Genomic DNA, 13,791 nt, shown 5'->3' with positions numbered 1-13,791 from the left:
TTGTTATATGGAACCTAAATTTGATATAATTAAAAGATCTTTTTTGTGGATATGAATTGCATTAGTGCTTGCAATTTTGGCAGTACTAAGTTTTGTGTGAAACCTTAGACTTTCTATTCAATTCACATGAGGAATGGAAATGATTTTTGATGGTCAAGTAGAAGATGAGAGTCATCTGACACAAGATCTAAATGAGTATTTGATAGAGGAATGATATGATGATCCAAATGTAATTATGTGAGAAAGCGAATGATTTCCATCATTATTGATAGAATCCAGAGTTGATGATCCAGATAAAGTTGACTGACTTTCTGCTATAGTTAGGTGATATTTATTGGATAATTGATATATATCTACAGAAGAAGATATCATGGAAGTAGTAATTATTTGACCAAGTATATGAGACTGGATGAAAAGGTCAGCAATAATAGCTATTGCAGTTGGTTTGGTGCTTGTATCAATATATATGTTGTTTGCTTTTTCTTGAATTAGACATTATCTTTCTCCAGGTATACTTGCATTGATTACAATACTAACATTATTTTTTGATGTTTTACTACCAGCATGAGCATATTGAGTTTTAATGTTTTTCAATCCAGCAATTCAGGTTGATCTGATATTTGTTGTAGCAATACTTACAATTATTGGTTATAGTATTAATGATACTGTAATAATATTTGATAGAATTAGAGAGAATTTTAAACTTGATATGAATAAGATAGAAGAAGGGAAAATAACTTATGAATGAGTTTTTGAAAAAAGTGTTTGGCAGACAATGAGAAGATCATTGGCTACATCTTTTTCAACATTACTTGTTCTAGTATCAATGTATATTTTTGGCTGATGAATTATAGAGTTGTTTGCATTTACTTTGATGATATGAGTAATTGCTGGTACCTTTTCTTCTATATTTTTGGCAGCTCCATTAGCATACAAATTTGCAATAGATAATTCACAAAAATATTCTACCGAATGATAAAACTATAAATTGTTATCAAATTAAATTTTGTTTTTTTGATTATTATCTAAAATAGATAACTTGTTTTTTGGGATGAGTTTATGGGTTAAATAATTTTTCATACTATCAAAAAAATATTTAAACAGAACCTCTTAAATAATATTACCAAAACATTGCTTTATTCCATCCTTTTGGCAACAAACCGTAAGAATGGAATACTCCATTCCTTTTGTTACAATCTTTTGGAGTTGGGGGTACTCTTCAACTTTGTTACAATCTTTTGGAGGGATGACCCTCTTCAACTTTGTTACAATCTTTTGGAGGGGTGACCCCAGTCTTGTCCGAAACCTTATTAAGAGTATTTATAATAATTTAAATATTTCTTTTTAAGAAGATCAACATCTCCTCAGATTGCTATTGCTAGCTCAATTAAAATTAATTCATCTAATTCAGCAATAAATCTTCTTTTAGCTTCTTTGTAGGATTTTATACTGTTTTTTGATTTATATACTATTACAAGTATTGATGTTATTAGTGTCATATATAGCATATTCATTATTCAATTCTTTGATCTTGATACAAAATGACTAAATCAAAATTCTTGTTTTATAAATCTAAAAAATACTTCTATATCCCATCTCCTTGCATAAAATTCTGTTATTTCTTCTGCTGTGAAATTATACATATTTGTTATAAATAAAAATACTTCATTTTTTTGATTTATTGCTTTTATTAATCTTAATTCTTTTTCTAATATATCTCATCATTTTCAATATAATTTTACTATTTCATCACATTCTAACACTAAATTTCATACTTTTATTCATTCTACTTCTTTATTTTGTCTTATAACTTGATACTTAGTATTTTGTCTTAATCTACTTACAAAATTTGTATTTTTATCTATTAGCTTTGAATAAGTTTCTCTTTTTTGAACTCATCTATCAAATAATAATATTTGATTTTTAGATGTTGTCTCTTGTAAAATAGTTTCTCATAATGCTACATCTTCACTACTTGCTTTTTGCTCTTCATAAACTGAAACTTTATTTGGCAACAATCACTTTAATCAGACTGTAAATTTTATATGTCTTTCATCTGGACTTCATGCTTTTATTCAAAACTTAAGTAGTTTTTCTGATATTCAAACTAATGTAGAATCAAATCTCTTTAGCACCACCTTCATTTTTGTTGCTCATATTTTTAATACTTTTTCAAACTTTTTACTTATTTCTTCAAACAATTTCTCAAAGAATTTATAATCCATGTTTATAAGTCTATCACTTATAGTTGTATGTCTTGTTTGTTGTTCTCATTTATCTGCATATTGAGTAAATTCAGGACTGTTATATATTGATGCTAATGTTCTTTGTGTTAAATTATCTCAATCTAATATTCACATTAATAACAGTTTAAACATTACCTTTCAACTCATTTTTTTAACTTGATGATTTATATTACAGTTTTTTTCTAATTTTTCTATAAATTCATCAGGTATTATTTCTAATATCTGTTTTACATTAATTCCTTCCATATTTAAATATATTTTATTATTTTAAATGCTATACTTATAGCTTTTTTTATAATAAAATCAATGTTTCGGACAAGACTAGGTCACCCCCCCTAAAGTATGATGCTGCTAAAAATTGTGTCTAGTAAGTATATACAAATATCTTGATTAGTTTGTTTATAACCCTAATTATATATTTTTAATATATCCTTAATAATTTACTACAAACTCTTTGTTTTTCACATATTTATTTGAGTGCTTCTTCTCTAATTTGCTTATTTGGGCTGATATAGATTTGTCTGTTGTTTTTTGTTTTAAATTTCTTTTCATAAGAATTAAAAAAAACTCCAGGTTGAGAAAAATAAAATTTTGCTACAAGTATGTTTTGAGTTGTATTAACAAAATAGATATTCAATAAGTAGAGAGAGTATGAAAGATTGTAGATTTTTAGAAAATACAAGACACCAGATATTACATAGTACAGGTAATAAATATAAGTTCATAATTTAAAAGTTTGTTTTGCTAAGTGATTTTGATAAACTGATGTGAATAAATTTTTATTGTTAGTATGATTTTTTTCAAAATTTGACAAAATATGAAAACTTCTTAAAATTAAAGTAAAGTATTTAACTTTATATAAAAACTAAAATGTCTGAAACAAGAGAATACTTAGAAAACTTGGAGTGAGAGGTAGAACAAATTGAATCCATACAAACTGAAAATCAATTCAAGAAAAATTTGGAAAGATTTTTTACTGATGAAGAAATTTTACAAAAACTTGAAAATCCAACAACTAGTGATATCCAGGAAATAAGAGACAGATTGGAGGATCAAATTGAAATAGAGGAGTGAGATCGTACACAAATAATAAGTTATCTTAATGATATGATGGAGGTAGTACAAGAATATGAGGCTTGAATCCAACAGGTAAGAGATCAGTTTTTGTGAGAATTGACTTCTACCAGAGAGGCTGTGGGTCAAGAATATGAAGAGGTTCATTATATTGAAGATCCAGATTTTTTGAAGCATAAAACACAGTCAGAGTCTGATGCAATAATATGATATGTTGCTACAGAAAACTTAAGTTACTATGAAAATGCCCCAGAATTTTTTGAGAATCTTTGAGATATAAATTTGGATTCTTTTATGTGAATTTTTGACAAATCAGAATCAGAAATAAGAGATATGTTGGCTGAGCAGGAAAAACAATCCGCCAGAGATTCTTTGGAAGATTATAAAAGCAGATTAGAATCATTGCAAGAAAGAAATACCATACATGAAAGAATGGATCCTCAAAGTGATCTGGAAAGAAGAATAAGAAGAATGGAGTATCTAATCCAACAGGCTGAGTTAACTATAGAACAAATTGAAAATGGAGAGCATGAAATACAAACAACCGATTTGAAAAATCTTTTTGAAGATGTAGGCTATGATACAAATGCAAGATGGTTTAAGTGATCAGAACTAGAATCATTATTCAAGGTTTATGAACAGGTGCAGAATAATTCTCAATTAAAAGAAACTTTTGAAAATATTGAACATTTGAGAAGTCTTTGAGTTTCTATAAAAGATATAGAAAATACTTCTTTGATTTTGGGAAGAGCCTGATCTTGAAATGTTTTAAATGTGATTGCTGACTATCAGAATAGTTGAACGGTGGATCAGGATGATAGGTGAATAATTTTTGGTCAACAGCTATTGGATTCTATGAATAGTATATTGTCAGAAAAATGAGAGCAACATATTGTTGGCAACATTTATGATATTATTAAACTTAGCAGTTATAATATAGATGTAGACAGATATGCAAAAGATAAAAACTGATTATATACACTACTGTTAAATTCTCCTGAAGCAAAATATATATTTCTTCATCAGCTTGATATGATCTCTGGTAGTTGAGTAGATATACATCAACTGCTTAGAGACTGACCAGAAGCAAGGAATAGTAGAACTCAGGTTATTGAAAATCTTGAAAATGAGTGAATGGGACCTGTTTGAGAAAAAATTGAACTAAAATATGAAGAAAAAATTCAGGAGTTGGAAAATAGGCTTAAAGAAAGCTCTCTTACTCCAGAAAAAAGACAAGAAATAGAAGAATTCAAAAAGCATTTACAAGATAATAGGACGACTTTACTTGATAGGTTGAAGCCAGATTCATACTCAGTATTGATAAGTGCTATTGATGAAAGAGAATGATTTGGTTTGTGAGCAAGTTCAAACTTGTGAAGAATTGCAGATACTGTAGATATAAGTTTTAATTTTGGGTATGCTGTTTATAATGAAGAATTTTATCCGTGAGTGGGAATAGATTTTGGTGTTAGATATTGAGAATCTGAACAAAATTCTTTTAATGCATGAACATTTCTTGCAACACCTTATGTATCAAAAAGATTTTGAACATCAGACTCGGAAGAGTCTTCATTTGAAGAGTTATGATTTCAGGATTATACTAATGTTCAAAATTCTTCCACATATGCTTCCTTTAATTATTCAGCATTGTGATATTGAGCTAGTATAGGAAGGTCTCAGGATATATTGTCTTGAATTGAAGATACACTAGATTCTGCAAGAGATTACTTGAACAGTATTTTTGATGTTGATTATAATAAAACTTCTAGCGATATAATTGAATCTTTACAAAACAGTTTGTCAGGTGAGTGAGCTGAAAATCAGGATTTAGATAGATTTTTGAATAATCTGTATTCTGCTATGAATTATTTTGATTTTGATAGTATGTGAGAAGAAGAAAAACAAAGATTTATCCAAGAAATGAAAGAGTCATACCTTACAAAAATTGAAGAACAACTAATAGTTAGCAATGAATGAACTCATTTCACTTGACTTTCTGCTACAGTTCAATTTATAGCTTGAATTGCTCCTGTATGAATTTTGTGATGAAGATGGACTACTATAGAGTCTGATTATGAACATGACGAAGAATCAATGGCTATAGCAAACTATGATTTGAGGAGGTGAATTTCTATGGAATGACAAACTGAAAATATCGATCAGGTAGTAGAATATTTAAATCAAAAATTTAATATAGATGGTATAGAGTTTTTGGAAACAAAGGAGTGACTGATAAGGTTGTCTTCAGGTTCTGATAAAGATATATTGGATGTGTTGAATATTCATGTTCATCCTGATTGTATAGATCAAATCAAGTATGACCCCAAAACAGGTGATATACTAATATGAAATATACCTCAAATATCTTATAATAATATGAGGCTTCAAGAATGACAACAACATCATATAATTTTGTGATCAAATTGAACATCTTCAACTATTGCTTTGGACAACTCAAATATTAAAAACTTTGAAAACAATTCTCCAGATGTTTTAACTACTGAGTGATATGAAGTAGCAAATGCAGAAGAGATTAGAGAAAGGCTTTGAGAGAATGTAGATCAAGATTTATTATCTGATGTTGATGAGTTTGTTTCTGATAGAGAGCAGTTTTTGCTGCTTGCACAAAGGTATGAAGATCAATATTCAAGACTTTTTGATAGTTTTACCAACGATCTGGATGTAGATGCTGTAATAGTTGATATGAGAGACTTGTTTGAGGCAGCTAATATTTCTACAGACTTGCTTGATAGAATAGAAAATTCAGATAGTTATTATGAAAAAGCTTATATGATAGCTCAATTCAAAAATGTTATAAAATCTGATTGGATCACTATAGATAAATGATTGGATGGTTATGAAAAAGAAGATAGGGCTCAAGAGTATCTTGATAATATTTTTGATGGAGAAGAAAGAATATCATTTGGAAGGCAGGAATTTACAAGAGATTTTGCAGAAAGTATGGTAAATGATTTGTTGGAAGACCCTTCAAAATGGCATCAAGAAAGAAGAATTTATAATGCCAGTTGAGATCAATTTTCTTATAATTATCAAGAATTTTTTGCTTATCTTAGTTGATATCAAGAAGATCAATGAATAGACAGTAACTATGCAAAAAAACTTGCTAACTTACTTATGCCCATAGATTATATAATGGATCAAGAATATTTTGGTCAGTCAAATACTAATAGAAAAGATGCTTTTGAAAGAACTTTGGCAACAATGTCAGATATGGATTCTGATGAAATAATGGCAGCTAGACAAAATTTGATTGAAAAACTAGTAGAATCTTATTGAGAAGATGATACAAGTTCAGAATATGCTAAATCTACAGAATGAGTTGTTGCATTTTCACATACCAATAGTTTGAATGCGGAAAACGATAGGCTTGTGTGATGAAGAGGATTTGATCCTCTTCCTAGTTGAACAGTAAATATTTTGTGATGACAGGCGGTAGAGGTAACTTCTGAGTCTAATATCAACTGGATTATAGACAGTCTAAGAGCAAATGATGTTTATTGGAACAATATGAAGGAGTGAATTTGAAACATTTTGTGAAGAAGAATTAATAATGAAGATATGGAGCAGTTGCTTAGAAATTGAGAGCTTGATGGAGTAAGGCTTGATGCAGATTTTGTCTTCTTTTTGCACTGAGATAGTTTTGATGAATCAATTTGAATCAAACTTAATTCTTTGAACTGAGTTGAGCTTGACATCTGAATTGATTGAACTATTATACCAAATAATCCAGTAGGTGAAGATACTCATATAAATCTTTTGTTTGCATGAGGTGGTAAAGAAGAGGATGAGTCTGAGCCTTTAGAGGAAGATCCAGAAGAAGAACCAGAGCCAGATCCAGAGCCAGAACCGGAACCGGAACCAGAACCAGAACCAGAACCAGAACCAGAGCCAGAGCCAGATCCAGATCCATGATGAGGATGATGAAGTTGAGGATGATGATGAGATTGAGAAGGTGGAGGTTGAGATGATGATTGAGGTTGAAGTTGATGAAGATAATATAATTTAAACTTAACTTTCTATAAATTATGAAAAAAGGTATAGCTATAATATTCTTGTTGTTATTTTTAACTCCTTTTTATGTTTTAGCAGATAGTACATATTCTATAAATCAATTTGAAAATATAAGTCAGAATTATTTGAATAATCTTGATTGCGATTGATGAAAAACACAAAAAAAGCTCTATTTAGATAAGTATTACTTTAGGTATTTTTACTTTGAAAATTACTGAGATGATGATGCTTATTTGCAAAGATATAATATAGAAACAAAGGATAACAGCAATTTCTTAAAATTTAATAATACAGAGTATGATAATAATATTTCTATGCTAGATTTTTCTAGAGATAAGCTTGGCGATATTAATTGGAAGGTAAATTCATGAGAAGAGGTTAGACATCTAACTACAGCAGAAGAGATAGAAAATGCAAGTTTTCAGTATGATTGGAGTATTTCTTTTCCTATTACAGCTCAAGATGATATTGATGATAATCCAGTAGAATTTTATAGGCCAAATATTCGTGTTCATAGCCATCCTAGCAAACCTACTTTTTTTTCAGAAGACGATATTCCTGATGTTTTAGAAGATTATAATATTTCTGATTATGATACTCAAATAAGAGCAGCAACTTTATATTCTGTATGAGAAGACTTATTTGATGACCCAGATATAGAAGAAAATTATATTGACATGCAGTGTGCAAACTTTGTAATACGTTGGTGTGGAGATGGCATGATACATGATTGATGAGAAGATACTGATTTGAATGAAGACATGTGAGAAGAATGTGACCCTAATCATCCTGATTGGGATGAGGATACTTGCAATTTGGATTGTCAAATAATCAAATATGATTTAGGTGTAAATATTGAATGATGATGAACTGTAGAAATTGAAATTGATGATTCTAATGAGTGAATTATTTCAGAAAGTACCAATTTTAATGATATAAAAGCATTGTCTGATATAAGTTTGAGCGCAGAACCAAATTCATGATATGAGTTTGATGGATGGGAGTGAGATGAGTGTGGTTGATGATCTGATTGTGATTTTAGTTTGTCAGAAGATACAAGTATAACGGCAGTTTTTGAGGAAGATGGTAATGGAAATGGTTGAGCACCAGAAGAATATGAACTAGAGGTGGAAAGTTGACAGTGATGAGAAGTGAATGTAGAATTCTGAGGAGATAGTTATACTGTTTCATCATGAGAATCAGATAGCTGGGATATAGAAGAATGAACAGATATAAGTTTGCAGGCAGAACCAAATTCGTGATATGAATTTGATGGATGGGATTGAGAAACGTGTGGTTGATGAACTAATTGTAGTTTTCAGTTGTACTCGGACACTACTGAAATAGCAGAGTTTGAAGAAGATGGAAATGGTTGAACACCAGAAGAGTATGAACTAGAGGTGGAAAGTTGACAGTGATGAGAAGTGAATGTAGAATTTTGAGGAAATAGTTATCCTGTTTTATCATGAGAATCAGATAGTTGGAATATAGAAGAATGAATAGATATAAGTTTGCAGGCGGATCCAAATTCGTGATATGAATTTGATGGATGGGAGTGAGATGAGTGTAGTTGATGACCTGATTGTGATTTTAGTTTGTCAGAAGATACAACTATAACGGCATCTTTTGAAGAACAGGTTATAGAATATGAACTAGAGGTGGAAAGTTGACAGTGATGAGAAGTGAATGTAGAGTTTTTAGGAAATAGTTATGTCGTTTCATCATGAGATTCAGGTAGTTGGAATATAGAAGAATGAACAGATATAAGTTTGGAAGCAAATTCAGATTCAGGTTATGAATTTGATGGATGGGAGTGAGGTGAGTGTGAAAATGAGTGATCTACTTGTAGATTTGATTTAAATTCTAATACAACTGAAAGAGCAGAATTTGAAGATGTGTTGTCAGCAGAGATAGATGTAGATTTAGAAAGTATAAATAGTTTGCAGTATTGAGAGTATTTTGCGGTTTGGTGGGAGTTTGAGGATGATATATTTACTAATAGTTGTTATTCTTGAGTTCAATCAAAATATGATAAAAATCAAGCAACTTGTCATTTTAGTATAGAAAATAGAGATTGAGAAGTTTTTTCAACATCTATTAATTGTAATGAAATTGACTCTGATTTTGGTAGAAATTTATTTCACGATTTTAGAGATGATCCTGACTGAGCTTTTGTTTTGAAAGCAGACTCAAGCAATGATTTTGATGATGATTTTTTATGAGAACATACTATCTATTTAGATGAAATAACTAACTTGAGATATTGTGATTGATCTAGTTTTGTGAATACTTCAGATGAATCTATAAATGAGTATACAAAATTTAGTTTTCTTACTCCTTATCTTATACAAGATGGTATTGTTTCTTCTACTATAGATAACACTGTGGAAAATATTTATTATGAAGATAACGGTTGGGAAAGTGTTGATTCTCCAGGTATTAAGCAAGTAGATAGAAGCTCTTCTGTGATTGATGAAGTTTTTAGAGATTTGTGGGATTATTATAATGTTAGAGCCGTTCAAAATGTTTCTATATGAGGTGATAGTTACAAAAAGCTTCCTTGAAAACAGGTTTATATTTCTGACTCTGATGTACAAATAAGTGATGATCTTGCTTCTGAGCCTTATACTTTAATAGCTTCTGGAGTTGATTTAACTATAGAGTGAAATATAAGCTGAAACTGAATGTTTGTTTTCCCAGATTGAGAGATAGAGTTTGATCTTCAAAATTGCTCTTGACAGCAGGATGTAGAATGAATATTTATAGCAAATAAGTTTGTTTCAGATGAAATAAAAAACGATCACCTAGATGAAACTTGGTGTGATGATTGAAGATTAAAAATTGATGGTGTGCTTGTGTCTTCTGAAGGTATTGAAGAATTGGTGCAAAATAGAAGATCATATATACAAGATGTAAACAATATATCACAAGATGCATATGAATGAGCAGCAGTGTATATTAGAATAAGGTCAAGTATATTTGATCAGTTACCACCATGAGCTAGATGAGTTTTGGATAGGCTTCAAATTGATAGAAATTAGTCTTTGTATTTACATTGTTATTAAAAAAAGAATGAATCGTGAGTGTGGAGGTAGATATGTATCTAATGGTATACCTCAAGGGCCTTTTGTAAATTATTATAATGTTTCTGATGAAAGATTTACAAACATGGAATGAGAAAAGCCAGAAAAACTTATAAAATCTTTGATGGGTTATATACAAAGGTCTGTTGGTACTGCTATAATTCCTGAAGAATCTTTTCATGTAGTATTGGATTCAATTTGAAAAGATTATATGTGATATTTGTCTTCTTTGAAATGAATTAGTTTATCAAAAGAAAATTTTATAAAGCTTTCAGAAGCTCAAGACTTAGCAAATCAGGTATTATCCAGAATTGATAGGAACAAAAGATATTATTCTATGAATTTTTTTTCAGAAGAAACAGCACAAAAGCTTATGGCAGTATTTCAAAATTCTGATATGAGTAGAAATTTTCTAAATGAAAATCTTTGACTTTGAACTGAAATAAATCAAGCAAACTCAAAGGTGTATTTGCAAAAAAAGTTTGGAAAATTTATGGTAAATTGAACATATATAGATTTTCAAAGTGTTGGTTGGGAAGATGATCTAAGAAGCTATTTTTATAATGCTCAAAAAATGTGATATCCAGTAATGTTAAGGTTGGATAGATCTGTGTCTTGATTGTGAAATAAAAAATTAGAGTCTGAAAAAGACCTTAATGATTTTGTCAGGTTGGTTAAGTTTTGACAACTGAATATAGAAAAATCTTTGGTAGAGGTTTGTCTTCCAGAGGGGTCTATGTTTATGAGCCCAAGTTGTCAAACATATGTAAATAATAGTGATGATGTGGAGGTTTTTAGTTTTACAGATCAATTGTTGGAATGATCTGTTCATGAGTGAAATGTTCAGCTGAAATGAGACAAATATCAAAAATTAAAAGAAAAAATGTCTAAAATCTCAAAGGAAATTGTTCAGGCTTATTCTAAGGAATTATCTGTTAAGTGATTTGCTTGAGTTGATTTTATGCTTGTAGATTTGGAAGAAGTTTGAGATTTGTCTATATTTGGAGATAAGATAGAGTATGTAAATATTGAGTGAAAAGATTATGCAGTTGTAGTTTGTGAGGTAAATTGGAGGTTGACTTGAGCTTATGCTTCTTGCATGATTCAATGACTTTATGGTGACAGTCTAGAAAATTCTCGTATATCAAATATTAATACTGTTGAGTTTGAAAAAAAGTCTCATTTAAACTATCAGCAATTACAAAACCAAATAATATTGAAACTGAAAGAGAGTTGATTATTATTTGACCCATCTTCTGATAAAAATAAGCATTGAATATATCCGTTCTCTATCCATGAAGATAAAATTCAGGTAGCGGTCGTATCTGAAGATTCAGAAAAAGAAAAAGTTTATTTGCAAAAATTAAAAAAAGTTTTAGAAGAAATTTAATTTTTATATAAAACATATGTATAAACAAAAAAATCTTGAAAAAATAGTATACGATTTGATAAAAATTCCTTCTGAGTCAGATGATATAGCTAAGCTTCATGAAATTGTTGATTATGTGCAAAGTTGTTTTGATTGATTTAGTAATGTTTTTATAAAAAGACTTGAGTATGGTTGAAAACCAAGTATTGTAGTTAGTAATTTTGATTGATTTTGGGTGGATGTGGTTTTTAGTGGTCATTTGGATGTTGTTAGTGCAACTGAAGAAAATCAGTATGAACCTTATCAAAAAGATTGAAAATTGTATGCTAGATGATCTTGAGATATGAAAGCAAGTTGTGCTGTGATCATAAAAATAATGCAAGATATATTTCAAAAAAACTATAAAAAGAAAAAAGTTTCAGCAATTCTAACTACAGACGAGGAGGTTTGATGAAAGGATTGAGTATGAAGACTTGTTGAGGAGTGATATTGAGGAGATGTGGTTTTGTTGCCAGATGGTGGTCAGTCCAATGAAATAGTTTTGGCAGAAAAAGGGGTTTTTATATTTTGACTTAAATCATACTGAAAGTCTTCTCACTCGAGCAGACCTTGGCTTGGAGATAATGCAATAGATAAAACAATAAATTTTTATAATATATTAAAAAATTACTTTGAAAAACCTTCAAAAATTTACTGAAAGTGAAATTGGTGAACAACAATAAATCTAAATACTATAAATGGAGGATCGGCTATGAATAGAATACCAGATTTTGTGGAGGCTACTTTTGATGTTAGGTTTACAGAAGATTATAAATTTTCAGTTATTTATGAAAAAATAAAAGAGTTTGCTGAAAAGTTTGATTGTACTATAACATCCAAAGCATTTTGAGAGGTTCTTTATGCCAATGAATCTGATGAAGATGTGCAAAAATACTATGATATTGCAAAAAATGTTTTGTGAACAGATGAGATTTATTTTGTGAGAGAACATGGTGCGTCTGATTGAAGATTTTTTGCTCAAAAATGAAGTAAGATAATTTTACATAGACCAAGTTGTTGAAATTTACATGTGAAAAAGGAATGGGTGAGTATTGCATGAATAGAAGGTTTGTATGAAATTTATTCAGATTTCTTGGAGCTTTAAATGCGGTCTAAGTAAGTTTTCCCTTAGACTAAAATTAGCTTTCTTCAAAAAAGTAATACATTATGAAATGTATTGATATTTAACTGTAAATTTATTTTCCTAAAATCTAAATTTAATATAGAAGATAATAACTGAGATATTTATTCTTTCTATCTGTTTATAAATTGATAGTTTTATTTTTAATTTCAGTTGTTTTTTGTTATTGTTGGATTTAATGCATTTTTATTTTATAAAAAATTAAGAGTAAGTAGCAGTAATAGACTATCTAATACTCCAATTTTATTTATACAAAAATTGTTTAAATTTTTTATACTTCTTTTTTAGCATTGTGCTAAATTTAACAAGATATAAAAAAATAATCTAAAATCTCTACTACAAGTGTTTGTAAAAAATTTTTTATCAAAAAACAGATGTATTTTGTATGGTATAGTGGTTAAAACACAAAAATACTTACAAATTAAAGATTAATACTAAAAATAGATTTAAGTTCGCTTGTTAATCTTTCTTTTACTTGGTTTGCAGCAGATGGGAAATAAATATCATTATCACAAGTTATATGACCTTCTTCTTGCAGTTCATTTAGTTTCATTAAGAGTTCAGATCAATCTGCATTCATTCTTTTTTGTAGTTGATCAAATGTAATTCATTCGGGTGTTTCTGATATGCCTAATAATAGTTCAGATATATATACTGGATGTGTTTCTTTGATTCTATCAAAATTTATTTTATTCATATTTTTTACTTATAATATAAAAACTAACTTATTATATTTATCTTATTTTAGATGTCAAATAAATTGACTTGAAAATACAAGTATTGAAAAAACTTATTTTGGATAACTTA

The 13,791-nt window shown here is 29.2% G+C and carries 7 protein-coding genes; 5 read left to right on the top strand and 2 right to left on the bottom strand.

Translation table 25 applies throughout. The annotated features are described in order from the left end of the window. Positions 1 to 7: 7 nt before the first annotated feature. Positions 8 to 979: a protein translocase subunit SecF gene (gene secF, locus HLG78_RS01500; RefSeq protein ID WP_231179807.1), complete on the top strand. Its 972-nt coding sequence runs from the start codon at positions 8 to 10 to the stop codon at positions 977 to 979. A gap of 331 nt (positions 980 to 1,310) precedes the next feature. On the opposite strand, the gene HLG78_RS01495 is transcribed toward secF, so the two are convergent. Continuing rightward, the gene (locus tag HLG78_RS01495; protein WP_231176183.1) at positions 1,311 to 2,492 is read right to left on the bottom strand and encodes an IS4 family transposase; all 1,182 of its coding nucleotides are present in this window, start codon (positions 2,490 to 2,492) and stop codon (positions 1,311 to 1,313) included. 624 nt (positions 2,493 to 3,116) lie between these two features. Between HLG78_RS01495 and HLG78_RS01490 the strand changes: the two genes are divergently transcribed. Genes HLG78_RS01490 through HLG78_RS01475 form a run of 4 tightly spaced genes read left to right on the top strand, consistent with a single transcriptional unit; the run spans position 3,117 to position 12,948 of the window. Further along, positions 3,117 to 7,337, top strand: a complete 4,221-nt coding sequence (locus HLG78_RS01490; protein ID WP_231179804.1) for a hypothetical protein — start codon at positions 3,117 to 3,119, stop codon at positions 7,335 to 7,337. A 29-nt stretch (positions 7,338 to 7,366) separates the two neighbouring features. Continuing rightward, a complete protein-coding gene (locus tag HLG78_RS01485) occupies positions 7,367 to 10,393 on the top strand; it encodes an InlB B-repeat-containing protein (RefSeq protein WP_231179801.1) in 3,027 nt (1,008 codons plus the stop codon). 31 nt (positions 10,394 to 10,424) lie between these two features. Beyond that, positions 10,425 to 11,825 carry an ATP-grasp domain-containing protein gene (locus HLG78_RS01480; RefSeq protein ID WP_231179797.1) on the top strand — a complete coding sequence of 467 codons (1,401 nt, stop codon included), beginning with the start codon at positions 10,425 to 10,427 and terminating at the stop codon, positions 11,823 to 11,825. A gap of 16 nt (positions 11,826 to 11,841) precedes the next feature. Next, positions 11,842 to 12,948, top strand: a complete 1,107-nt coding sequence (locus HLG78_RS01475) for a M20 family metallopeptidase (RefSeq protein ID WP_231179793.1) — start codon at positions 11,842 to 11,844, stop codon at positions 12,946 to 12,948. Positions 12,949 to 13,405: 457 nt separating this feature from the next. Here HLG78_RS01475 and HLG78_RS01470 read toward each other — a convergent pair whose 3' ends face one another. Continuing rightward, positions 13,406 to 13,681, bottom strand: coding sequence for a hypothetical protein (locus HLG78_RS01470; RefSeq protein WP_231179790.1), 276 nt, complete (start codon positions 13,679 to 13,681; stop codon positions 13,406 to 13,408). Between the last annotated feature and the right edge of the window lie 110 nt (positions 13,682 to 13,791).

Origin of the sequence: Candidatus Absconditicoccus praedator, assembly GCF_021057185.1 — a bacterium.
Lineage (GTDB): Bacteria > Patescibacteriota > Gracilibacteria > Absconditabacterales > Absconditicoccaceae > Absconditicoccus > Absconditicoccus praedator.
The sequence above is the reverse complement of the archived record's forward strand: the minus strand, read 5'-3'. Positions and strand labels throughout refer to the sequence as shown.